This window comes from Micromonospora sp. NPDC049275 (assembly GCF_043197115.1).
GTDB lineage: Bacteria > Actinomycetota > Actinomycetes > Mycobacteriales > Micromonosporaceae > Micromonospora.
Genome location: NZ_JBICSN010000001.1, coordinates 852558 through 875209, shown reverse-complemented (window position 1 = coordinate 875209; position 22652 = coordinate 852558). Strand labels below are relative to the sequence as shown.

Sequence of the window (22652 nt, the reverse complement as noted above, 5' to 3'; positions counted from 1 at the left end):
GGGCGTGGTCGTGCTTGTCCTGAGCAGCGTTCCGTGGCTGTGGACGACGACAGGCGCGCGCGGGCACACGTACGGCGAGGCGGACGCCCCCGCCGCCGACGTGGTGATCGTCCTGGGTACCGCCGTGGCGGGGGACGGGCGACAGCCGGGTGAACGGCTGGTCGGCCGCCTGGAGACCGCTGCCGAGCTGGTGCGTACCGGGCGGGCGCGGGTGGTGCTGGTCTCCGGCGACGGAGGTGGCACGTCCGGCGACGAGCCGACGGTGATGACCTCGCACCTGACCGACAGGCTCGGCGTGGATCCGCGTCGGGTGGTGGCGGACCCGTTCGGCCTGGACACGTACGACAGTTGCGTCCGCGCGCGCGACGTGTACGGCGTCGAGCGGGCTCTGGTCGTGACGCAGTCCTACCACCTGTCCCGGGCGGTGACGCTCTGTCGACACCTCGGCCTCGACGTCGACGGGGTGGCCGCCCGGTGCGATGGATGTGGGTCTGGCCTGCTCGCTCGGAAGGCCGTCCGCGACTACTTCGCCAGCGGCAAGGCCGCGTGGGACGCGCTCCGGGGTCGCCCGCCCGCGGTCCGGTCGTCGGTGAACACCGCAGTGCAGGACGCGCTGAGAAGCTGACCGGTCGCTGGCTGCCGCTTATGCGGTGGCGAAGGCGGCCCGGCGGCGGGCGTCGACCTCGGCGGCCAGCGCCGGTGCGCGCTCCAGCGCCTCCGGGTGACCGCACGCGGCCAGCCAGTTGGCGAGCATCAGGTGGCCGCCCTCAGTGAGCACCGACTCCGGGTGGAACTGCACGCCCTCGATGGGCAGCGTCCGGTGTCGCATCGCCATCACCACGCCGGAGCCGGTCCAGCCGGTGACCTCCAGCTCGTCGGGCAGCGTCTCGGGAAGCACGGCGAGCGAGTGGTAGCGGGTGGCGGTGAACGGGTCGGGCAGGCCGGCGAGCACGCCGACCGAGCGGTGGCGTACCTCGGAGGTCTTGCCGTGCAGCAACTCGGCGGCCCGGGTGACTGTCGCGCCGAACGCCTCGCCGATGGCCTGGTGGCCGAGGCAGACGCCGAAGATCGGCAGCTCGCCCGCGTACGCCCGGATGACGTCGAGGCAGATGCCGGCGCGGTCGGGGCTGCCCGGCCCGGGTGAGAGCAGGATGCCCGCAGCGCCCACCCGGCCGACCTCGGCGACGTCGATCTCGTCGTTGCGGCGGACGTCGCAGTCCACACCGAGCTGGCCCAGGTACTGCACGAGGTTGAAGACGAACGAGTCGTAGTTGTCGATCACCAGAACGCGCACGGTCACCTGCTCGGGGAGGGCGGCGGGGTGTTGTTCTGGTCGGTGTTGTACGGCAGGTCGTGCTCGTCGCCGGCCGGCGTCTCCCCGGTCACCGCGTCCCCGCCGCCCGGGTCGCCGGGAACGCCGGAGTCCTGGGTGACCTGCACGTCGTCGAACGGCAGCAGCGGCTCGGCCCACGGGAAGGCCACGTACCAGAGCAGGGCCACCGTGGCGGCCGCGAGCAGCACCGAGCCGGCCAGCTTGCCGGCCAGGCCGAATGGGAGCTTGCGCCAGATGAACGCGTACATCGGATCAGTTTCCCAGCTCGATCGGGCGGCCCGCTGATTTGGACTGTGTGTGGTCCAACTCGGCGTGGATGATCAGGCGCTGGTAGTTGTCCCACTTGGGGTTGCAGGTGGTGAGCGTCAGCATCCGCTTCGTGGGCCTCTTGTCCGGTTCGCCGGGCACCGGGGCCACCACCTCGACCTGTGTCGGCTTGACGATCCGGGTCTGCGACACCCGGTAGACGAACCAGTCGGTCTTGCTCTCGACCACGATCACGTCGCCGTCGTTCAGCTCGTCCAGCCGCCAGAAGGTCGCCCGGTTGCGGTGGCCGGCGACGGAGAAGTTGCCGACCTGTCCGGGCAGCACGCTGGTCGGGTAGTGACCCGGGGCGTACCGGATGTCGTTCTGGGTGACGCCCTCGACCACCACCCAGTTCTTGTCGAGCTTGGGGATGTAGAGGCCCGCGATCGGCTTGCCGTGCACCGCCGGTGACGGCTTGGCGCTCGGCGTGGCCGCCGGGGCGACCGTGGGGTCGGTCGCGCCACCCCACTCCTGGGCGAGTTGGCTGTTGAGGTCGTTCTGGTGGGCGTCGACGATGGCCGACTTGCCCCAGACCTCGTAGCCGGCGAAGAGCAGCACCACCAGGCCGAAGGTGATCAGCACCTCGCCGGTGACCCGGACGCCGGCGCGCAGCCGGGAGCCGAATGACGGGCGGGTGAGTTCCGAGTAGACGCTCTTGTAGCCCTCGCCGGTCTGGTGCGGCCGGAGCTGGACCACCCGCTCGCCCCGTCGGGGTCGGGGAGGCTCGGCGGCGCCGTCGTCCGCGCCGCCCGGCTCGTCAGGCATTGCCGTACGGGGAACGGCGCCCATCAGCGCCGTGGAGTCCATGGCCGGAGGTCGGGGTGCCGGCCCGGACGGTACGGCGGGGATGAGCGCGGTGGCATTCGGGTCGTCCGGCCGGCCCGGACCGGCTGGCGAGACCGGGCTGCCCGACGCGCTGGCCGGGCGTGCGGCCCCACCAACCTTCGGTATGAACGCGGTCGGGGCATCGCCGCCGGCCGGGGTCGAGGTGCGGGGGGTGGTCGAGGCGCCGGTCGGGGTCGAGGCGCGGGGGGTGGTCGAGGCGCCGGCCGGGGTCGAGGCGCGGGGGGTGGTCGAGGCGCCGGCCGGGGTCGAGGCGCCAGGAGTAGTCGAGGCGCCGGCCGGGGTCGACGTGCCGGGGATGGTCGAGGCACCGGACGCCGCGGGCCGGGTGGGGCCGCCGGGAGTCGTCGGTCGTGCAGGGGTGCTCGGAGCGCCGCCGGGCCCGGTCGGGACGCCGGGCGGGCCGCTGGCGGTCGCCGGCCGGTTCGGTGCGGCGTCGGGAGCCGGGACACGCCTGGGGTCGTTGCCCGGGGTGGCCGGCCGGACCGGCCCCTGCGAGGGGGGCGTCGTCGGTCGGCCAGGAGCGACGGCGGAGGGCTGGCCGGACCCGCCGTGCGGAGCCGAGCCGGCCGCTGCGGCGCCGGGCCAGGGCGGCGGTGCCGCCAGGCTCGGGTGCTGTGGAGCTGCCGGGCTCGGCTGCTGTGGAGCTGCCGGGCTCGGCTGCTGTGGAGCGCGCTGCGGGTCGGGCCGGCCGGCGCTGGGCGGGGCAGGGTGATCGGTGCGCGGGCCAGGGCCGGGACGGCCCACCTGCGACGGGGCAGAGCGGTCGGCCGGGGGCGGGTCGGCGGCCCTCGGCGGCTCGGGAGCTGCCGCCGGACGCGTCGCCCGTGGCCGACTGGGCAGCACGGGCTCAGGCCAGTTGCCGGTCGGGGGCCGACCCGGAGTCGGCTCGGGCCGCTGCGGGGTCGCCTCGGGCCGCTGCGGGGTCGGTTCGGGCCGCTGCGGGGTCGCCTCGGGCCGCTGCGAGGTCGGCTCGGGTGGCTGCGGGGTCGGCTCGGGTCGGTCGACCTTGGGCAGGAAGGCGGTCGGTTCGTCGGCCTGGTCCCGGTGCCGCCCGTCGCGGCTCTCGTCCGGGCCGCTCACCGGGGCACCGTCGCCGAGCGCAGCGCGGTCGAGTCCTCGAAGGCCGGAACGGTCACGGTGGAGACGGACTCCTTGTAGCCGAGTTGGTAGTCGTCGACTGCGTCCTTGAACAACCGGACTCCCTCAGAGCTGGCGAGGGCCTGCTGAAGGGCAGCGGGATCGCCGATTGCTACGATCTTGAACGGTGGGGAGTACACCCGACCATGGAGCAGCAGGGTGTTACCGACGCAGCGTACCGCGCTGGTTGCGAGCACACGGACGTTCATGATTGACATGGCCTGCGCCCCACCCGCCCACAGTGCGTTGACCACCGCCTGCACGTCGCCCTGGTGTACGACCAGGTCGTCGTTCGTGGCGTCGGAGTGGGCCTCGTCGTCGTGCTGGGGCGCGTCGTTCAGTTCGACGGTCACGGCCGTGCCGGTGACGGCGGTGAACCCGGCTGCCTTGAGGCTGCCCTGGGCGCGGGCCTGCTGGGCCTTGATCGGGGCGTCCGAGTCGGCAAGTGTGTTGGTGCGTCGTTCGACCTCGTCGCGCAGGGTGGCAGCGCGGCCCTCGCTCGTCGCGACCTGCTGCTCGCGCTCCTCGATGAGCTGGTTGAGCTGGGGCCGCCGGTCCTCGCGTAGAGCGGTGCCGCCGGCCGTGGTCGCGGTGGTGGTGAACAGCAACCCCGCTGCGGCGGCGATCAGGGGCACCCCGATCGACCAGCCTGGTCGGCGTTGGCGCGGCCGCCGGGGCAGCAGCCCGGCGACGGCCCGTCGGAGGACCTTCTGCCAGGAGGCGGCGCCGGATGTGTACTCCACCGAGCGTTCCTTCCGCGTGTCGGGGACTGGCGCGTGCCGGCCGGGCCGGTGATGCGAACAGTCCCGCCCTTTTCGGTCACTCCATGTACCTGCCTGACCCCATTCGTGGTCCAGGCGGCCGTTCGGGACTACGCTAGCTGTCGAACATTATTGGCCATGAACCGTCGCCTCCGCGTCCGGTTGTCAGGCCGGACGAGGTCGTCACCCCCTCTGGAGAGCGCCGTGCCCAAGTCTCAGGTCCGCAAGAAGAAGGTGTACACCCCGCCGACGGACGTCCGTCCGACGACGACGGCGGCGTCGCGCAAGCCTAGCCCGGTGTGGTTGCCGATCACCGCGGTTGCCCTGATCGTCGCGGGCATCGGCTGGCTGGTCGTCTACTACCTCTCCGAGCAGGAGTACCCGGTCGCCTCGTGGCAGTACTGGAACCTGGCGGTCGGCTTCGGCGCGATGGTCGCGTCGCTGGTGCTGCTCTCCCGCTGGCGCTGAGCCTGGTCCGGGCGCCGTCACACCTGTGAGCCGGCGCCCCCACACCGAAGGATCCAGGTCACCCACCACGCCCCTGCCCGGCAGGACCGGGCCGGGCACCCTATGGTGTCCGCAGGCAGCGTGGCCTACTGCGAGATGACTCACGTTACTGCTGGGTAACCTTGCGCGTAGGCTGCACTGCATGACCGAGCGGAGCGAGGTCATCGACCGGTCCGGTCGCAGGTGTGGCAGCGGTGCGACGCTGGCTCCGTCCTGCCCCGGTCCCGGTTGCTGAACCGCTCGACAGGCAGCAGACCGGGGAGGCCAACTCGATGGGCAGCGTCCAGATCGTCACCACGATCCTCGCGGCCGGCATCACCGCCGTGGCGGTGTGGCTGGCGGTGCGCGCGGTCGTGAAGATGACGGCCGTCATCCGGCTGGGGCAACCCGCTCCGGAGCGGTTCGCCGACAAGGGCGCCCGCACCAGGAAGATGCTGGTGGAGACCGCCGGCCACACCCGGATGCTCAAGTGGGGCGTGGTGGGCGCCGCCCACTGGTTCGTGATGGTCGGCTTCATCGTGCTGTCGCTGCTGGTGCTCGAGGCGTACTTCGAGGTGGCGACCACCGACGGCGGATTGCCGATCATCGGGCACTGGACGATCTTCGGCCTGGTCACCGAGATCATCGGGGTGTTGGGCCTGGTCGGCATCCTGGTGTTGATGGCGATCCGGCTCCGCAACCGGCCGACCCGGCCCGGCGGCCGGTCCCGGTTCACCGGTTCGACGATGTGGCAGGGCTACTTTGTCGAGTGGATCGTGCTGCTGGTCCTGATCTTCGGGTTCGTGATCCGCGGCTTCAAGGTCGCCACGGACCACTTCGAGTTCCCGTTCTGGGCCACTCCGGTCAGCCACGCCGTCGGCGCGGTACTGCCGGACTGGGCGGACGGGGTGAGCGTCGCCGCCGCCATCAAGATCATTATTTCGATGACCTGGCTGATCGTCATCTCGCTGAACGTCACAATGGGCGTCGCCTGGCACCGCTTCCTGGCGTTTCCCAACATCTTTTTCAAGCGTGACCCGGAGAAGCCGGCCGGCTCCGGTCTGGGCCCCCTGCGGCCGATGACGAGCCAGGGCAAGCCGCTCGACTTCGAGGAGGCCGACCCGGAGAAGGATCAGTTCGGTGTCGCCCAGGTCGAGCAGTTCACCTGGAAGGGCCTGCTGGACTTCAGCACCTGCACCGAGTGCGGTCGCTGCCAGTCGCAGTGCCCCGCCTGGAACACCGGCAAGCCGCTGTCGCCCAAGCTGCTCGTGCTGAGCCTGCGCGACCACGCGTACGCCAAGGCCCCCTACCTGCTGGCCGGCGGCGGCAAGGACCTCACCGGCGAGGAGAAGGCCACCCAGGCGCAGCTCGCGCACCTGGACGTGCTGTCTCTCGCCGAGGGTGACAAGCCGCTGATCGGGACGGCCGAGGAGGGCGGCGTCATCGACCCGGACGTGCTCTGGTCCTGCACCACCTGCGGCGCCTGCGTCGAGCAGTGCCCGGTGGACATCGAGCACGTCGACCACATCGTCGACATGCGGCGCTACCAGGTGCTGATCGAGTCGAGCTTCCCCTCCGAGGCCGGCGTGATGCTGCGCAACCTGGAGAACAAGGGCAACCCGTGGGGCGCCCCGCAGAACACCCGCGAGGACTGGACCAAGGGCCTGGACTTCGAGGTGCCCCGGGTGGGTGAGGTCGACGACTTCGAGTACCTGTTCTGGGTCGGCTGCGCCGGCGCGTTCGAGGATCGGGCCAAGAAGACCACCCGTGCGGTGGCCACCCTGCTCAACGAGGCCGGGGTGAGCTTCGCGATCCTGGGCGAGGGTGAGACCTGCTCCGGTGACCCGGCGCGACGGATCGGCAACGAGTTCGTCTTCCAGATGCTGGCCCAGCAGAACGTGGAGACGCTGAACGAGGCGTTCGAGGGCCGGGAGAAGGCCAAGCGCAAGATCGTGGCAACCTGCCCGCACTGCTTCAACACGCTGGGCAACGAGTACGGCCAGCTTGGCGGCGAGTTCGAGGTCGTCCACCACACCCAGCTGCTGGCCCACCTGGTGTCCACGGGCAAGCTCACGCCGGTGCAGCCCGTCGACGGTGGCGTGACGTACCACGACCCCTGCTACCTGGGCCGGCACAACCGGGTCTTCGCCGCCCCTCGTGAGGTCCTCGGCGACGCGATCGAGGGCGAGATCACCGAGATGCCGCGCAACAGCGAGCGCTCCTTCTGCTGCGGCGCCGGCGGCGCCCGGATGTGGATGGAGGAGAAGATCGGCAAGCGGATCAACGTGGACCGGGTCGAGGAGGCCATGGCCACCGGGGCGAAGACGGTCGCCGTCGGCTGCCCGTTCTGCTCGACGATGCTCAACGACGGGGTCAACGGCAAGGGCGCCGGCGAGCAGGTCGAGGTGATCGACGTGGCGAGCGTGCTGCTCCGCTCGGTGAAGCCGGATCAGCCGCGGGGCGACAAGGAGTCCGCGCCGGTCGCCGGCTGAGGCGTACCCCGAAAATCATCGGACGGCGGCGGCGCCCACGGGGTGCCGCCGCCGTGCCCGACCGCCCCGGCCCTCGCGGACCCGGCGTGGCACAATCGCGCCGAGGTGAGGCGATATCGACGGCCTGCTCTTGACCACGCTGCTGCCACTGGTCGGCTTCGTTGCGCTGACCGCCGGCAACGCGTTCTTCGTCGCGGCCGAGTTCGCCCTGGTCACGGTCGATCGGGCGGAGATCGACCGTCGGGCCGCCGCCGGCGACGAAGCCGCCCTGAAGGTCCGCACCGCGCTGCGTGAGCTGTCCTTCCAACTCTCCGGGGCGCAGCTCGGGATCACCATCACCGCGCTGCTCACCGGCTACCTGGCCGAGCCGGCCCTGGCCCGGATCTTCACTCCGCTGCTGCGCCCGCTGGCCGGGGAGAACACCGAGCGGTTCACCCCTTTCCTGGCGCTGGCCCTGGCCACACTCATCTCCATGCTGTTCGGTGAGCTGGTGCCCAAGAACGCGGCGCTGGCCCAGCCGATGCCCGCCGCGCTGGCCACCGCCGGGCCGATGCACACCTTCTCCCGGACGTTCGGCTGGGTGATCCGGGGCCTGAACGGCTCGGCGAACCGGCTGGTCCGGGCGCTCGGCGTGGAGCCGCAGGAGGAGCTGGCCAGCGCCCGCTCACCGGAGGAGCTGGGCCTGCTGGCGGCCATCTCGGCCCGTGCGGGCGCGCTGCCCAGCGACACGGCGATGCTGCTGCGCCGCACCATCCGCTTCGGCGACAAACGGGCGGCCGAGGCGATGACGCCGCGGGTCGACGTGGTCGCGCTGCGCGCCACCGCCACGGTGGCCGAGCTGCTCGAAGAGTCTCGGCGGACCGGCCGGACCCGCTTCCCGGTGTACGAGGAGACCCTGGACCTGGTCACCGGTGTGGCAGGCGTGCCGGACGCGCTGGGCGTGCCGTTGGCGGCGCGGGCGTCGACAATGGTCGCCTCGGTGGCCCGGGAGCCGGTGTACGTGCCGGAGAGCCTGGACCTGGACGGCGTGCTGGCGGCGTTGAAGGCGGCCGGGGCGGACCTGGCCATCGTGGTCGACGAGTACGGCGGCACGGACGGCGTGGTGACGATCGAGGACCTCGTCGAGGAGTTGGTCGGAGAGATCGCCGACGAGTTCGATCCGGCCAGTGTGGACGACGCCGGGCCGATCGAGCTGACCGTGCCGGGCGGGGAGCGTACGGTGCTCGTCGACGGGGTGCTGCGCTCCGACGAGTTGGCCGAGCAGACCGGCTTCCGGCTGCCCGAGGGGCCGTACGAGACGTTGGCCGGGTTCCTGCTGGCGCGGCTCGGGCACATTCCGCTGGCCGGCGAGACGGTCGACGCGGACGGCTGGGAGTTCACTGTGGTCGAGGTGGAGCGGCACCGGATCGAGCAGGTCCGGGTGTTGCGCCCGGCGGAGCCGGACACCGATGACTGAGCTGCTGGTGACCGTGCTGCTGCTCCTCGGCAACGGGTTCTTCGTGGGCAGTGAGTTCGCGCTGATCGCGTCCCGGCGGACCGTGATCGAGCCGCTGGCGGCCGGCTCCAAGCGGGCCCGCTGGGCGCTGTCGGCGATGAACCAGATCCCGCTGATGATCGCCGGCGCGCAGCTCGGCATCACGGTCTGCTCGCTGGGCCTCGGCGCGATCGCCGAGCCGGCGCTGGCTCATCTGCTGGAGTCGCCGTTCCACGCCGTCGGCCTGCCCGAGCGTGCGGTGCACCCGGTGGCGTTCGTACTCGCGCTCGGTGTCGTCGTCTTCCTGCACACGGTGGTCGGCGAGATGGTGCCGAAGAACATCACGCTTGCCGGTCCGGAGGTCTCCGCTCTCTGGCTGGGCCCGGCCATGCTGGCGTTCTGCGTGGCCACCAAACCGCTGCTGCTGGCCATGAAGTGGGCGGCGCGCCGGGTGCTGGCGTTCTGGCGGATCGAGGCGACCGAGGCCGTGAAGACGGTGTTCACCGCCGAGGAGTTGGCCGGGCTGGTGTCGCAGGCGCGTACCGAGGGGCTGCTCGACGCCGAGGAGCACGCCCGGATCACCGGCGCCCTGGCCCTGCACACCCGGACCGCGGCGGACGCGTTGCAGCCGTGGTCGACGGTGGTCACGGTTGCCGAGGACGTCTCTCCGGCGTCGCTGGAGGTGCTGGCGACCAGGACCGGCCGGTCCCGGTTCCCGGTGGTGCAGCGGTCCACCCGGCGTGTCCTGGGCTTCGTGCACGTGAAGGACGTGCTCGGTTACGCCGGGCAGGGTCGCCGGGCACCGGTGCCGGCGCAGGTTTACCGGCCGCTGGCGGTGGTGCCGCCGGATCGTACGCTTGCCGATCTGCTGCTGGCGATGCGCCGGGAACGGCGACACATGGTGCTGGTCAGCGATGGTCGGCGTCCGCTCGGTGTGGTCACGCTCGATGATGTATTGACCGCAATCGTTGGCTAATCAACCAGCACCCTTGGTGTGCAAGCGGTTGCGCCACAGTGATGGTGACTCGGCTCGCCTTGATTCCGGTGCGGCGCTTCCCTAATGTGGGGCACCGACCGCTGTGGGTCGTCTGCCTCGGCCCTTCCCTCACGCGAGGCGCCCGGCGGTCGGTTGCAAAGGAGTCGGTGCCGGTGGCAACCATGCCCCCTCATCGTCACGCCCCGGGACTGTCCGCTCGGCCGGGCGGTCTGCGCCGGGTCGCCCACCGTCTGCTCGTACTGGTCGCCGCCGCCGCGGTAGGTGCCGGAATGCTCGCCGTGCCGGCGCAGGCCGAGCCCACGGTCGACGAGATCGAGGCCCAGATCGACAAGAAGTGGGAGCAGTTGGAGCCCACCATCGAGCAGTACAACAAGGTGCGGGCGCAGCTGAAGGTCAACCGGAGCAAGTCGTCCGCGCTGCAGAAGAAGATCGAGCCGCTGGCACTGCAGAGCGAACTGGCGCTCAGCCGGGTCGGTGACCTCGCCTCCCGCTACTACATGTCGGGCCCGTCGCAGGAGATCGGCGCGCTGCTGGTCAGCGCCAAGCCGGACACGCTCACCGAGCAGCTCACCCTCCTCGACCGGCTGGCCGCGCAGGAGCGCAAGCAGGTCGCGGGCGTCCTGGCCGTGCGGGCCAAGTACGACCGCGAGAAGCAGAAGCTGGACGCGCTGATCACCACGCAGACGAAGCAGCAGAACGAGCTGGCGGCCAAGAAGAAGCAGATCGACGCCGAGATCAAGAAGCTCGAGGCGTCGATGCCCAAGACCACTGTCAAGACCGTCGGCTGTCCGACCATCAACGGTGTGCTCGCCGTGGCCGCCCAGAAGGCGATCAAGACCGCGTGCCAGCAGGTAGGCGATCCGTACGTCTGGGGCGCCACCGGCCCGAACTCGTTCGACTGCTCGGGGCTGACCCAGTACGCCTACAAGTCGGCCGGGATCTACCTCACCCACCACACCGGTGACCAGTGGAACGAGGGCAAGGCGGTCTCGCGCGCCGACGCCCGTCCCGGTGACCTGGTCTTCTTCTTCTCCGGCCTGAGTCATGTGGGGCTGTATCTGGGTAACAACCAGATGGTGCACGCGCCACGTGCCGGCAAACCGGTGCAGGTGTCCAGCATCAACACCATGCCCGTCGCCGGGTTCCGCAGACCCGGCTGATCCACCTCGCGCACCACGACGGCCCCCGGTCACCCGGGGGCCGTCGTCGTCTCTCGGCGAGGCGTCTCTCAGCGGGGCGCGCCCACCGGGGACGGCAGCAACTGCACGTCGGCGAGGTCGACGTACATGATGCGGTGGCCGAACTGGATCTGCGCGTACCGGTTCTTGCCCCGGATCACCGTCCAGTCGCCGGGCGAGGAGCCGTCGAACGTGCTGGCCCGGTAGTACTCGCCGCCCAGCACCGCGCCGACGGCGTAGCGCTGCCCGGCGGCCAGCGTGTACTGCAGCGGCGAGATCGCCTGGTAGGGAACGCCTGTCGGGTAGGCCGCCTGCTCCGGGTACGCCCGCCCGTACACCGGGATGGTGGCCCGGCCGGCCTTCGGGGTGGCCACCACGCCGACGGTCCAGGTGGCGGTCGGCGCGGACGCCGGGTTGTGGAACCAGGCCCGTTGCCCGAGGTACCAGATGGCCGTCCAGTCGCCCTGCCGCCCGGCCAGGGCGTACGTCTGGCCGGCGGAGGCCCGGGCGCCGTGGTCCGACACGTCCATCGTGTTCGGGGTGCCGTCCGGGCGCAGCGCGATGTCGTTCACCAGCGGCGCGTCCTCGGACGGCGCGGTGTGCAGCACCACCGACGAGGAGCCGCGCGGCGCACACGGCGTTCCGGCTGTCACGCATCCGGTGAACGCCGGTTGGTTGGTCGCGTAGTCGGGGTCGATCCGGACCAGCCCGGTGGCCGGGGTGCCGGTGTCCAGGCGCGGCGCGTGCAGCAGGTCGAAGTAGTGCGTCCAGTCCCAGTAGGGGCCCGGGTCCCAGTGCATCCCGCGCACTGTCGACGCGATGGTGCCGGGCACGTTGTCGTGGCCGATGATGTGCTGGCGGTCCAGCGGGATGCCGTACCGCAGCGCCAGGTGCCGGACGAGCTTCGACGAGGTCCGGTACATCGCCTCGGTGTACCAGGTGCCCTGCGCGGCGAAGCCCTCGTGCTCCAGCCCGATCGACTTCGCGTTGACGTACCAGTTGCCGGCGTGCCAGGCGACGTCCTTGGTCTTGACGTGCTGGGCGATGTGCCCGTCCACCGAGCGCAGCGAGTAGTGCCAGCTCACGTACGTCGGGTCCTGGACGAGTTGCAGGGTGGTCGCCCAACTCGCCTCGGTGTCGTGGATGACTATGTACTCGATCTTCTGCCGGGCGGGCCGGTCGGAGAGGTCGTGGTTGCCGTAGTCGCCGTCGCCGAACGCCTCGTAGGGGGCGGGGATCCACTCACAGGACACGGTCCGGGGGCATTCCAGGCCGTCCGGGCGGGCGAGTCGTCGCAGGCCCAGCCGGTCCAGCCAGGAACGCTCGGGTCGTACCGCGCGGGCCGGCAGCGTGACCCGCTGGCCGTCGTCGGTCACGCGGGTCTCGCCCGCGCCGATGGTGGTGAAGACCTCGTCGGCGAAGGCCGCCGCGGCGTCGGCGCTGTCCGCGCCGGCGTAGCGGGCCACCGCGCCGTACCAGGTGGCCGGGTCGGTGCCGGCGCCGACCGGGGCGCCCACCTCCCGTTGGTACGCGGCCAGCAGCGCCGCCCCTCCCCGGATGTTGGTCGTGGCGTCGGTGCGCAGCGCCTCGGGGGCGGCGCCGGTCAGCGCGGCGGCGGCGTCGACGGTCTGCAACGCGGCGCTGGGCGGCGCGGGATCGGTAGCCGGTGCGGGTGCCCGGACGGCACGTGAATCGTCGCCGCGCGGATCCTCGGTGCCGGCGTCGTGGTGGCCGCGCGCGGGTAGGGCGGCCACGTGGCGGGCGTCGGTCAGGTGCATGGGCCCGTAGCCGCCGCTGGTGCTCGGGGTGCCGGCGTTGCTGTCCCAGCGGGACTCCAGGTAGGAGACGCCGAGCAATACGGCGGTCGGCACCCCGTACTCGGTCGACGCGGCGACGTACTGCTGTTGACGGTCGGCGGCCGGCGCTGCGGAGGCGGGACCGGCGCTCAGCGGTACGGCTGTCGTTGCGGTGACCACCGCGACGACGAGCAGCGCGCGCCGGCCGGCGGACAGGGTTGGACTTTCCATCGAACCCCCTAGATTTGCTGGTATCGGTCTGGTCACCTTCGCGCCGGCCGGGAGTCCGCGTCAATACCTTTCTATCTATCAAAGCGTGCAGAAAGAAACCTTCATGTACGCTCGGTGATCCCCTCCAATCGGTACGGAGTGTCACGGCCGTACGGGTTGCGGATCGGTAACGGCCGTCTCTACTCTGGTCATTTGTCGGCCCGGTAGCAGGTCTGCCCATCCGGGCGGTAACGGACCGACACCGCCGAGTCGCTTGCGAGCGAGCCGGGGACCCAGGTTCCCCCGGGGTGAATCCGCAGCCAATGCGGTAGGGCGCCAACTTCCCGCCCGAACCCGTCAGCTAACCCGGTAGGCGGTCAGGAAGAAGGAGTACGGAACCCCGGTGGCCCTCCATGCCCCGCGGCCGTCGTCCGAACGGTCGGCTTCGGCCAACCCGACGTCGACCATGCCGCGTCCACGCTGGTCCCGCTTCACCACAGCCCTTGCCGCAGTGATCGGCGTCGCCGTCGTCCTCACCGGCAGCGCCACGGCGGCGCACGCGGACCCGTCCGTCGCCGAGATCGAGCGCCAGATCGACGCCGACTGGAACAAGCTCGAACCGGTCATCGAACGGCACAACGCCACCCGCGCGGACCTGGCCGTGAAGCGCAAGCAGGCCGACACGCTCGCCGCTCGCATCACGCCCCTGGAACGCCAGGTCGACGCCGCGATGACCAAGGTCAGCGCGCTGGCCGTGCGGGCGTACATGGGCGAGAACCTGTCGACTGTCAACACGATGCTCGGCAGCCGGTCGCCCAGCGAGGTGGTCGGGCAGCTCGAGATGCTCGACCGGTTCGCCCACAACCAGCAGGAGGACGTCCGGCAGGTCGCCGACCTCCGCGACGAGCTGGCCCGGCAGAAGGCGCCGCTCGACGAGATGGTGGTCCAGCTGACCCGGACCGAAGCGCAGTTGGCGGCGAAGAAGAAGCAGATCAACGACGAGATCGACAGGCTGCAGAAGCTGCGCCTCAAGGTGTACGGCAACGGCGGCGGCGGTTCGCTGCGTCCGGCGCCCTGCCCGGCCAGCTACCCCGGCGGCGCCGCGGGCACGGCTGTCAAGTTCGCCTGCGCCCAGATCGGCAAGCCGTACGTGTGGGGTGCCGAGGGTCCGAACTCGTACGACTGTTCCGGGCTGATGCTCGCCGCGTGGGCGAAGGCCGGCGTGTCGCTGCCGCACAACGCCGCAGCGCAGAGCCGGGTGACCAAGAACGTCAGCAGGGGCGATCTGCGCGCCGGTGATCTGGTCTTCTACTACAGCGACATCCACCACGTCGGCATGTACGTCGGCGGCGGCTGGGTGGTGCACGCCTCCCAGGCCGGTCAGCCCGTCAAGATGAAGAAGGTCGACGACGGGCCGATCCACAGCTACGGCCGTCCCGGCTGACCGACGCCGGACGCAGCAGGGCCCGTCGCGATCTCAACGCGGCGGGCCCTCGTCGTCTCCTAGCGCGTCGGCCAGGCACGCCAGTTCTGCCAGGAGCGGCTCGGCGTCGGCCCCCGCTGACCCTGGTACCGCGAGCCGTAGACCACCGAGCCGTACGGGTGCTCGGCCGGCGAGGAGAGCCGGAAGATGCAGAGCTGGCCGATCTTCATGCCCGGCCAGAGGGTGATCGGCAGGTTCGCCACGTTGGACAGCTCCAGCGTCACGTGGCCGGAGAAGCCCGGGTCGATGAACCCCGCGGTGGAGTGGGTGAGCAGGCCGAGGCGGCCCAGTGAGCTCTTCCCCTCCAGCCGGCCGGCGAGCTGGTCGCCGAGCGAGATCACCTCCAGTGTCGAGGCGAGCACGAACTCCCCCGGATGCAGCACGAACGGCTCGCCGTCGGGCACCTCGACCACCGAGGTCAGGTCGTCCTGCTGCATGGCCGGGTCGATGTGGGTGTAGAGATGGTTGTTGAAGACCCGGAACAGCCGGTCGAGTCGGACGTCGATGCTGGACGGTTGGACCAGGGTGGGCTCGAACGGCTCCAGGCCCAGCGTGCCGGTCTTGATCTCGGAGACCAGGTCACGGTCGGAGAGCAGCATCGGACCACCATAGCGAGGGCCGCGGTGACCAGCGTGTTGAGGTCGCTCCTCGTACATTTGTTCGATAGAATGCCGGCATGGCTTCCTGGTCCGAATTCGCCGCCGACGAGCCCCGCCTCGCCGACGGGATCCGCGTTCTCCTGCAGCAGTACGGGCCGGGCTTCGGCTATCTGGCCACGGTCCGCGCCGACGGCGGGCCCCGGGTCCACCCGGTCTCCCCGGTCATCACCGACGAGGGTCTCTTCTGCTTCATCATCGACTCGCCGAAGCGCCGTGACCTCGAACGGGACGGCCGCTACGCGCTGCACTCCTTCCCTTCGGAGGAGAGCGACGACGAGGCGTACGTGGCGGGCCACGCCTGGCCGGTCGCCGACCCGGGCCGGGTGGCCCGGTTGGCGCAGAGTGCCCGGGCCGAGCCGCAGGTCGACTGGCGGTTGTTCGAGTTCACAGTCGACGTGGCGATGTTGACCCGTCGCGAGCAGCACATCACAGGCGTTCCGGGTGTCACTCCGGGCCGCCCGGCAGTGCGGGTCTGGCTGGATCCGCAATCCCCGCCGGCACCGGCCGCGCCTCTCTCCGTACCGCAGACGCGCCCGACCCGACGCAGCCGTGACGTCCAGTGCACGGCCGCCTGACCGCGGGCCCGATCCGGTAAAAACGCCGGTGCCGGCTCCGTCGTGACGGAGCCGGCACCGGGTGTACGCGGGGGAAGCTACGCCGCGCGGTACGCGTTCCACGCGGTCAGCATGCGGCTCGCCTGCCCCGGGGTGAACTGGTACATGCACGAGTCGTAGGTGTAGTCCATGAAGTTGGTGATCGGGTCCAGGCCGGCCGCCGAGCAGGTGTTCCGCCCGGTCGGGCACTCGTAGGCCGGTGACGCCTCGGCCGGGGTGTCACCCACACTGTCACCCGAGCCGCCGCAGCCACCCTGGAACGTGTGGTAGAGGTTCAGCCAGTGCCCGATCTCGTGGGTGCCGGTGTCGCCCTGGTTGTAGTTGGTGGCGGCGCCCCCCGGGAGAGACTCGTTGAGCACGACCACGCCGTCCATGCTGCTGAGCTTGCGCTGCGGGAAGGTCGCCCAGCCCAGCAGGTCGTCGCTCAGCTCACCGAGGTAGATGTTGAGGGTGCTCTTGCCGCCCACCCGCAGCGACGACTTCATCGAGCGCTCCGCCGACGAGCCGTCGACGATCGGGTACCAGGACGGGTTCGTCACCCGGTTGATCTTGTCAAGTCGGAAGGAGAAGGCGGTGGCCGCGCCACCGGTCCCGCCCGCGTAGGCCTGGTTGAGCACGCTGATCTGCGAGGTGATCAGCGAGTCCGGGATGTTGCCGCCGGCCCTGGTGCTGTCCCGCTGGATCACGTGCACCACCACCGGGATGGTAACGGTGGCAAGCGTCGTGGCGCCTGCGCCGGCGCGGAAGTTGGCGCGCTCGCGCAGCGCCGTCGCGAGGTCGGCCTCGCGTTCGCGGACCTGCTTCGCGGTCAGCTCGTTGGGCTCGTGGGTGCTCGCCGCGCCCGGCCTCACCCGGGCGTTGGTGTGGCTGTCGGTCGGCTCCGCGCAGGCGCCACCAGGCGCCGCGGAGAAGGCCGAAGCAGCCGGAACGACGCCCACCGCAGCGGTGCTCAGCAGCAGCGCGAGGGTCGTCGATGCGACACCGGCGGCACGCCGGGTCAGCAGGTTGGGACGGAGTCCCATGGGCCCACCTCTTTCTGGCGGCGCGGCAGGGGGTGTGTCACGCCGTGGCTGGGAACGTGTGGCAGACGTTACAACCCATCGACGCATTTGAGAACGGACACATGTTGCCGCGCGGAGACTTTTTCGTGTCTGCAGGTGGTGCGGAGGCGACCTGCCGTCATCTCCCGGCCTCGGCGGGTGGGGGACGGGTGCGCGGGGGTACCTGGGTGCACCGGCCCGGTGCCTCAGGTACAGTGGTGCCGCCTGCGGGTGTAGTTCAATGGCAGAACATCAGCTTCCCAAGCTGACAGTGCGGGTTCGATTCCCGTCACCCGCTCCACGTACGGAAGCCCTGGTCAGGACTCATGTCCCGCCAGGGCTTCCGCGTTTCTAGGTCATGCCGAAACAGGGCTGGGCCATTAGTGGGCCATTAGCTCGCCTCGGGCCGCCAAGGTTCCGTCGGCTCTCGCCGGTGAACACGAACGCCTCGGGTGCCCCGCCCACATAGCCACTCATGTGCTGCGGTCCGGTGCGCGGGCTACCCGGCGGCGCAGCTGACGTTGTTGAGCGTGAACGCGGTCGGCACCGCGTCGCTGGCCTGCCAGGTGCCCAGGACGCCGAAGACCACCGAGGCGCCCGGCGCCACCAGGGGGTTGTAGCTGGCGTTCCGGGCCGTGACGGTGACACCGCTCTGCTGGGCGGTGGCGGACCAGGACTGGTCGATGTGCTGGTCACCGGGGAAGGTGAAGCCGAGCGTCCAACCGTTGACCGGCACGGTGCTGGTGTTCTTGATGGTGATCTGGGCGGTGAAGCCTCCCGGCCACTCGCTCCCGGTGCGGTAGCTCACGGTGCAGGGTGCCGCCGGCGGCGGGTCGATCGGCACCGTGGCGGTCTGGGTGAGCTCGCCGCCGGTGGCGTCGTCCTCTACCCAGACCGTGACCTGCAGACCGGTGGCCGTACAGCCGGAGGGCACGTGGTAACCCTCCTGCCAGCTGAAGGTCGCGCCCGGATCGACGGTGACCGTCCAGCCGGGCAGCGAGGGGAGGGCCGGGCAACCGGTGGGGATGCCGGGGGTGGAGCCGACGAACCGGCCGTAGATCGCCGTGGAGACCTGTTGCTGTTGGGCGGTGCAGTTCTGCCCGACGGCCGTGGCCCTGACGACCTGGCCCGCAACCACCCGGGGCGGGTTGAAGGTGAGCGACTGGATCTGGACGGTACTGGCGCAGGCGTCGGCCGGGACGGTCGCGCCGGTCGGGGCGGTGCCGGCCGGATCGGCCTGCGCCGCCGCTGCGGGGACGGCCAGTGCACCGGCGGCGCAGACGGCGGCCGCGGCGAGGGTCAGGAGCGTACGCAAGAGGGTCCTCCTGGGTGAGCCGGGGGATGCGGGCCTCGCCAGTCGACCGCGATAATCGACGTCTGTCAATTGACCGGATCGGCGGGCGTCTCCATCATGCGTCGCACCGGCTCGCCGCCGGAGACCGCCGTGACCTCCCGACCGGCCCCCTCGGCCAGGACGGGTTCGGGCGTTATCTTGCCTCGCCGTGACATGTGGTCCGTGCTCATTGACAACCGTCGAACTGGCCGGTGGGCCACGTCGTCCCCATGAACGCCAGCGCGCTGCCCTTCGCGCCGTCGGCCGGAGCCCGAGAGAGGAAAGGGCCCGGCGAATTCGCCGGGCCCTTCCGATCGTTCGCGGGATGCCGCTACTTCAAGTAGGTCCCGTTGGTGGCCATCGAGCTGCCCATCGGGCCGCCGATCCACCTGCCGAGCTCGACCGCCTGCGGCTCGCTGACCACGCCCGCCGAGCCGAAGACGACGGCGGTGTCAACCGCGCCGCTGAGCAGGTCGGCGTACTCCTTCGCCTTCGGGTGCAGCGTGTCCTGGGTGCCGACGGTCAGCATGAGAGGGCCGTTCAGGGTCGCCATCAGGGCGCCGCCGGCGAGCGCGTCCGGCCAGTCCATCCCGGTGGCCAAGCCGACGGTGCCGCCCCTGCCGAAGAACTGCACGTTGACGGAGAGGGCGGTCTCGAACCGGTCCCGGCCGGCGAAGTTGATTGTCAGGTACGGGTCGACCGCAGCGGCTGCCTGCTTGCCGACCGCGATGAGCTGGCTGCCCCCGGCGGCCCGGGCATCGAGGTAGGCCTTGGTGTCCGATGACAGCTTCTCGTCGTTGGTCAGCACCACCACAGCGGAAGTGTCGGTGCCAGGCCGGTTGCGCGATCCGGCCGCGGCCCCGGCGGCCAGCGCGTCGGGGAAGTTCATGCCGGTCGCGACGAGGACCTCCTCCGGGGTCGGGTCGATGGCGTTGGCGATCGCGATCGAGGTGGCGAAGCGGTCGGCGCCGGCCAGCCGGACGACCCTGAAGCCGAGACGCTCGACGGCGGTGCGCACGGTGTTGGACAGCGCACCCTCGCTGCCGAGCAGGTAGACGGTGCCGCCGTCCGGGAGCACCCGGCGGATCTCGTCGGCGGTCTGCGGCTGGAGCGCGGTGGGCGGGGTCAGCAGCAGCGGCCCCTTCTTGGCCGCGGCGAGCGCGGAGCCGCCGAGCGCGTCGGCGTACGTGTCCGAACGCGACAGCACGACGGCGCCGGCCCGCGGTCGGACGTCGGCCGGGTCGTCGTACTTCCCCCAGTGCGATTGGGATGCGGCCACCGCGGTGCCGAACCGGTCCTGGCCGGCGACCCGCACCGTGCGGTCCAGGAGTTGCGGCTGGTACGCCGGCACGCCGCTGAGCCCGTCGAGGGGGTAGACCTTGTCCTGCATTCCCCCGATGGCGTAGACCCTCACCACGGACGAGCTGGCGGACCCCTCCACGCGCTGGTTGGCCATCACGAAGTCGCCGCCCGGCGCGAAGTGGGGATTGTCGTAGCTGGCGCCGTCCGGCGTGACGCGGTTCTCGAGCCCGCTGTGAAGGTCGATGTTCCAGAGGTGGCCGTCGCGGACGAACGCCACCTTGCGTCCGTCGGGCGAGATGGTCGGGTTGCTGGCGTTGGCCGCGATCTCCTCGAAGCGCTGGGAGGTGATCACCCCGATTTCCGGGACGCCTGCCGGCTTGCCGCTGCCGTCACTCTGCTGACGTTGGGCGACGACGGTACCGGCGTTGTCGCTGTCCGGGTTCGTGTAGTTCCGGCCGTCGTCGGGGCTGATGGCGTCGGTCTCGATGCCGTTCAGGTTTCGGGTGTGCTCCAGCCGCCAGGGGCGGCCCAGCGGCTTGGCCGCCCAGACCAGCTCATCGGTACGCCCGATCCACTGCGGGTCACGGCGTTGGGTGTCGGTCTCGGGCCAGACCGCCGTGTGGACATCGTCCGGATCGTCGTAGCGCAGGGTGAGGATCGCGCCTTTCTGGTTGACGAAGGCGGCGCGGCTGCCGTCGGGAGACCAGGAGGCGTAGTTGATCTTCTCTCCGGCGGAGTTGGTCAGGATCCGACCGTCGGCGAAGGTGATGGAACTGCTGCCGTTGCTGGCCGTAGGCGCGAAGGGGTTGCCGATGAGGCCGGTGGAGGCGGTGGCCGGAGTCGGAGTGACGGCGAACGCCACGGCAACGGTGGCGAGAACCGGCGCCATCGTCGCGGCGAGCGGCCGTCGGAGCTGGGGTCGAGGCAAGGGGATCCCCTCGGAGGAGGTAGATGGGACAGCCGGGCCCAGGCGGACGATCACATCTGCGGCGCGGCGGCAGGTGCACGATACGGCCTCAGGACCAGTCTCGGCAGCCCGCCCTGGGGCGTGCCGTCGGGCCGGCCGGAGGAGGGTCCGTGCGTGCGAAGCCGAGTCGGGAGCGGTCCACATCGTGGAGCCGATGCTGGTGACAACCCGGCCTGCCGGTGGTAACCGGCGCACTGTCGATCATGGAGACCAGGAAGTCGATCGTCGACTATAGAGTCTCGCGTGTGCCGCCCTCGTCGGAAGCAGCGACGCACGGAGTGAGCACGCTTCCCAGCAAGGAGTCTCCACGTGCCTCGATCCTTGATTCGGGGTCCGGTCGCTGCGGCGTCGGCCCTCGCAATCACCACGACCGTTCTGCTGTCCGGCGGTACACCTGCGACAGCCAGCCTCCCTGGCTCGGGCGGCGTGCTGACCAGCAGTAACGGCGGCACCGCCATCACGTTCCACGGGGATCCGTCGCGGACCTCCCTCAGCTCGCCGGACACCATCACGGACGCCGCCTGGTCCCCGGATGGCAGCCAGGCGGTCTACCTCGACCAGCAGGCGGGCATCAAACGCATCCGGTTCAACGACGGCGCGATCCGCTACACGGTCAACTCGCCGCCGGATGACGGGGTTCGACGCGGCAGCCCGACCTGGTGGGCCGACGGTAGCGCTGTCGCGTGGTCGGAGAAGAACTCCGCCAGCTCGCCCTGGCGGGTGGCGACTGAGCGGGTCGGAGGGCTGCTGGGCAACAGTTGGCTCTCGCCCAAGGACGGGAAGCACTATCTGAATCCGGATGGCGGCCCCGGCCAGCTGGTGGCGTTCCAGCGTCAGGACGACAACGGTTCGGGTCTGCCGACCGGCCAGCCGGCCGTCATGCTGTACGACGGCGCCCAGGAGGGGTTCGAGCGCTGGAGACTCGTCGACGAAAATGGGTCCAATCCGTCGATCTCGCCGGACGGTTCCCGAGTGGCCTTCGTTCGCGCCGGCCGGATCGTCGTGTCCGATCTCGCCGGTGACAACGAGGTGACCATCACCCCCGCCGACGTCCAGTACGACAACCCCACCTGGTCGCCGAACGGCACCTCGTTGGCGTTCAGCAGGGTTACCTCGACGGGTGCGTGGCCGGTGTACACGGCCTTGGTGGACGGTACGGCCGCGCCGTCGGCGGTGCCGGGTCTGAACGGTGTGCCGGCTTACCAGCCGCAGCGCAAGGAGCGGGTCGCGCGGGTGTCCGGCGCGAGCCGGTTCGAGACGGCGGTGGCGGTGTCCCGGGCGCGGTGGGGCGATGGTGGGGCGTTCGCGGCGGTTCTCACGCGGTCGGACACCTACGCCGACGCGCTGAGTGGCACGGCACTGGCGGCGGCGAAGGGCGGCCCGCTGTTGTTGACGCCTTCGGCTCGGCTGGAGGCGACGACCAAGGCGGAGATGCAGCGGATCCTGGTGCCCGGACACAGCACGGTCTACCTGTTGGGTAGCACCGGGGCGCTGTCGACGGCGGTCGAAAACGAGGTCCGGGCCATGGGTTACGCCGTGCAGCGGCTCGCCGGCCCGGATCGCTTCGCGACGTCCGTGGAGATCGCGAAGGCGATCGATCCGAGACCGGATCAGGTGCTGCTGGCCACGGGGATGAACTTCCCGGACGCTCTGGCCGCTGGTGCCGCCGCCGGTGCCACCAACGCGGACTTCGAGCGCTACGAGTCCGCCGTGGTGTTGCTCACCCGCGACGAGGTGATTCCTCCGGTGACGAAGGCGTTCCTCGACTCGCAGCCGAGGGACCAACGAATGCTGTACGGCATCGGGAAGCAGGGCGGGGCAGCGGCCTACGCCTACGACCCGGTCGGTCCGTACGTTCGTGGCGTCTGGGGCGAGAGCCGGTACGAGACGGCACAAGACGTCGCCCTGGAATTCTTCGAGGGCCAGCGGTACACGGGCTTCGCCACCGGAACCAACTGGCCGGACGCGTTGACCGGCGGCGCGCTGATGGGCGTGCTCGGTGGCCCGTTGATGCTCACCCCGGGCAACGACGTCACCCTCGCGACCCACGGGGCCTCGTTGCTCAAGGAATCCAGCGGGTCGGTGCACACCGGGTTGGTCTTCGGCTCGTCCGCGGTGGTGAGCACGTCGCAGCAGACGCAGATCGGGGCCTGGCTCGGTGGGCCGCTCGGGGCGACTTCGTTGAGTAACCCCACCAACATCGGGCGCTAGTCCGCAGAGCGAAAACGACACAGCCCC

At 70.8% G+C, this 22652-nt stretch carries 18 protein-coding genes, 1 tRNA gene and 1 riboswitch; of the genes, 10 read left to right on the top strand and 9 right to left on the bottom strand.

All coding sequences use genetic code 11. The annotated features are described in order from the left end of the window. The first annotated feature begins 4 nt into the window (after window positions 1-4). Entirely contained in the window at window positions 5-625 is a 621-nt protein-coding gene (locus tag ACGFIE_RS04130; RefSeq protein ID WP_393290776.1) for a vancomycin high temperature exclusion protein, read from the top strand. Between the two features lie 18 nt (window positions 626-643). Here ACGFIE_RS04130 and ACGFIE_RS04125 read toward each other — a convergent pair whose 3' ends face one another. The 4 genes from ACGFIE_RS04125 to ACGFIE_RS04110 form a co-directional block, all read right to left on the bottom strand. Next, the gene (locus tag ACGFIE_RS04125) at window positions 644-1294 is read right to left on the bottom strand and encodes an aminodeoxychorismate/anthranilate synthase component II (protein ID WP_363680948.1); all 651 of its coding nucleotides are present in this window, start codon (window positions 1292-1294) and stop codon (window positions 644-646) included. A 2-nt stretch (window positions 1295-1296) separates the two neighbouring features. Then, window positions 1297-1581 (bottom strand): hypothetical protein, encoded by a 285-nt coding sequence (locus tag ACGFIE_RS04120; protein WP_363680950.1) that lies wholly within the window; start codon window positions 1579-1581, stop codon window positions 1297-1299. Between the two features lie 4 nt (window positions 1582-1585). Further along, a complete protein-coding gene (locus ACGFIE_RS04115) occupies window positions 1586-2404 on the bottom strand; it encodes a class E sortase (RefSeq protein ID WP_393290774.1) in 819 nt (272 codons plus the stop codon). A 1157-nt stretch (window positions 2405-3561) separates the two neighbouring features. Further along, on the bottom strand, window positions 3562-4365 hold the full coding sequence (locus ACGFIE_RS04110; protein ID WP_393290772.1) for a DUF881 domain-containing protein: 804 nt from the start codon (window positions 4363-4365) through the stop codon (window positions 3562-3564). 222 nt (window positions 4366-4587) lie between these two features. Between ACGFIE_RS04110 and ACGFIE_RS04105 the strand changes: the two genes are divergently transcribed. The 5 genes from ACGFIE_RS04105 (at window position 4588) to ACGFIE_RS04085 (ending at window position 10992) form a co-directional block, all read left to right on the top strand. Beyond that, complete coding sequence (locus ACGFIE_RS04105; RefSeq protein ID WP_007454145.1) at window positions 4588-4851, top strand: cell division protein CrgA; 264 nt, start codon at window positions 4588-4590, stop codon at window positions 4849-4851. Window positions 4852-5162: 311 nt separating this feature from the next. After that, on the top strand, window positions 5163-7361 hold the full coding sequence (locus tag ACGFIE_RS04100; RefSeq protein ID WP_363680960.1) for a (Fe-S)-binding protein: 2199 nt from the start codon (window positions 5163-5165) through the stop codon (window positions 7359-7361). A 130-nt stretch (window positions 7362-7491) separates the two neighbouring features. Then, a complete protein-coding gene (locus ACGFIE_RS04095; RefSeq protein WP_393290770.1) occupies window positions 7492-8817 on the top strand; it encodes a hemolysin family protein in 1326 nt (441 codons plus the stop codon). Further along, window positions 8810-9811: a hemolysin family protein gene (locus ACGFIE_RS04090; RefSeq protein ID WP_393290768.1), complete on the top strand. Its 1002-nt coding sequence runs from the start codon at window positions 8810-8812 to the stop codon at window positions 9809-9811. The genes ACGFIE_RS04095 and ACGFIE_RS04090 overlap by 8 nt, the downstream gene beginning before the upstream one ends. Window positions 9812-9978: 167 nt before the next feature. Continuing rightward, window positions 9979-10992 (top strand): NlpC/P60 family protein, encoded by a 1014-nt coding sequence (locus tag ACGFIE_RS04085; RefSeq protein ID WP_393290766.1) that lies wholly within the window; start codon window positions 9979-9981, stop codon window positions 10990-10992. A 68-nt stretch (window positions 10993-11060) separates the two neighbouring features. Here ACGFIE_RS04085 and ACGFIE_RS04080 read toward each other — a convergent pair whose 3' ends face one another. Beyond that, window positions 11061-13037, bottom strand: coding sequence for an N-acetylmuramoyl-L-alanine amidase (locus ACGFIE_RS04080; RefSeq protein ID WP_393290763.1), 1977 nt, complete (start codon window positions 13035-13037; stop codon window positions 11061-11063). A 232-nt stretch (window positions 13038-13269) separates the two neighbouring features. Next, a riboswitch (cyclic di-AMP (ydaO/yuaA leader) is annotated at window positions 13270-13406 on the top strand. A gap of 76 nt (window positions 13407-13482) precedes the next feature. On the opposite strand from ACGFIE_RS04080, the gene ACGFIE_RS04075 reads away from it, so the two are divergent. Continuing rightward, window positions 13483-14460: an NlpC/P60 family protein gene (locus ACGFIE_RS04075; RefSeq protein ID WP_393290760.1), complete on the top strand. Its 978-nt coding sequence runs from the start codon at window positions 13483-13485 to the stop codon at window positions 14458-14460. Window positions 14461-14519: 59 nt separating this feature from the next. Here the strand turns inward: ACGFIE_RS04075 and dcd are convergent, their stop codons facing one another. Next, window positions 14520-15098 (bottom strand): dCTP deaminase, encoded by a 579-nt coding sequence (gene dcd / locus ACGFIE_RS04070; RefSeq protein WP_363680972.1) that lies wholly within the window; start codon window positions 15096-15098, stop codon window positions 14520-14522. Window positions 15099-15175: 77 nt separating this feature from the next. Between dcd and ACGFIE_RS04065 the strand changes: the two genes are divergently transcribed. Then, a complete protein-coding gene (locus tag ACGFIE_RS04065; protein ID WP_363680974.1) occupies window positions 15176-15733 on the top strand; it encodes a pyridoxamine 5'-phosphate oxidase family protein in 558 nt (185 codons plus the stop codon). Between the two features lie 77 nt (window positions 15734-15810). Here the strand turns inward: ACGFIE_RS04065 and ACGFIE_RS04060 are convergent, their stop codons facing one another. Further along, a complete protein-coding gene (locus ACGFIE_RS04060; protein ID WP_393290758.1) occupies window positions 15811-16794 on the bottom strand; it encodes a zinc metalloprotease in 984 nt (327 codons plus the stop codon). A 245-nt stretch (window positions 16795-17039) separates the two neighbouring features. Between ACGFIE_RS04060 and ACGFIE_RS04055 the strand changes: the two genes are divergently transcribed. Further along, a tRNA-Gly gene (locus tag ACGFIE_RS04055) sits at window positions 17040-17113 on the top strand. A 198-nt stretch (window positions 17114-17311) separates the two neighbouring features. On the opposite strand, the gene ACGFIE_RS04050 is transcribed toward ACGFIE_RS04055, so the two are convergent. Both ACGFIE_RS04050 and ACGFIE_RS04045 read right to left on the bottom strand, forming a co-directional pair. Continuing rightward, window positions 17312-18127: a cellulose binding domain-containing protein gene (locus ACGFIE_RS04050; RefSeq protein WP_393290756.1), complete on the bottom strand. Its 816-nt coding sequence runs from the start codon at window positions 18125-18127 to the stop codon at window positions 17312-17314. A 349-nt stretch (window positions 18128-18476) separates the two neighbouring features. Beyond that, on the bottom strand, window positions 18477-20375 hold the full coding sequence (locus ACGFIE_RS04045) for a cell wall-binding repeat-containing protein (protein WP_393290754.1): 1899 nt from the start codon (window positions 20373-20375) through the stop codon (window positions 18477-18479). A 465-nt stretch (window positions 20376-20840) separates the two neighbouring features. On the opposite strand from ACGFIE_RS04045, the gene ACGFIE_RS04040 reads away from it, so the two are divergent. Further along, entirely contained in the window at window positions 20841-22625 is a 1785-nt protein-coding gene (locus tag ACGFIE_RS04040; RefSeq protein WP_393290751.1) for a cell wall-binding repeat-containing protein, read from the top strand. Window positions 22626-22652: the final 27 nt, after the last annotated feature.

Coding starts and splice junctions, on each gene's coding strand:
- ACGFIE_RS04120 (WP_363680950.1), bottom strand. CDS start 1,581: ATGTACGCGTTCATCTGGCGCAAGCTCCCATTCGGCCTGGCCGGCAAG.
- ACGFIE_RS04115 (WP_393290774.1), bottom strand. CDS start 2,404: ATGCCTGACGAGCCGGGCGGCGCGGACGACGGCGCCGCCGAGCCTCCC.
- ACGFIE_RS04100 (WP_363680960.1), top strand. CDS start 5,163: ATGGGCAGCGTCCAGATCGTCACCACGATCCTCGCGGCCGGCATCACC.
- ACGFIE_RS04090 (WP_393290768.1), top strand. CDS start 8,810: ATGACTGAGCTGCTGGTGACCGTGCTGCTGCTCCTCGGCAACGGGTTC.
- ACGFIE_RS04080 (WP_393290763.1), bottom strand. CDS start 13,037: ATGGAAAGTCCAACCCTGTCCGCCGGCCGGCGCGCGCTGCTCGTCGTC.
- ACGFIE_RS04075 (WP_393290760.1), top strand. CDS start 13,483: ATGCCGCGTCCACGCTGGTCCCGCTTCACCACAGCCCTTGCCGCAGTG.
- dcd (WP_363680972.1), bottom strand. CDS start 15,098: ATGCTGCTCTCCGACCGTGACCTGGTCTCCGAGATCAAGACCGGCACG.
- ACGFIE_RS04065 (WP_363680974.1), top strand. CDS start 15,176: ATGGCTTCCTGGTCCGAATTCGCCGCCGACGAGCCCCGCCTCGCCGAC.
- ACGFIE_RS04060 (WP_393290758.1), bottom strand. CDS start 16,794: ATGGGACTCCGTCCCAACCTGCTGACCCGGCGTGCCGCCGGTGTCGCA.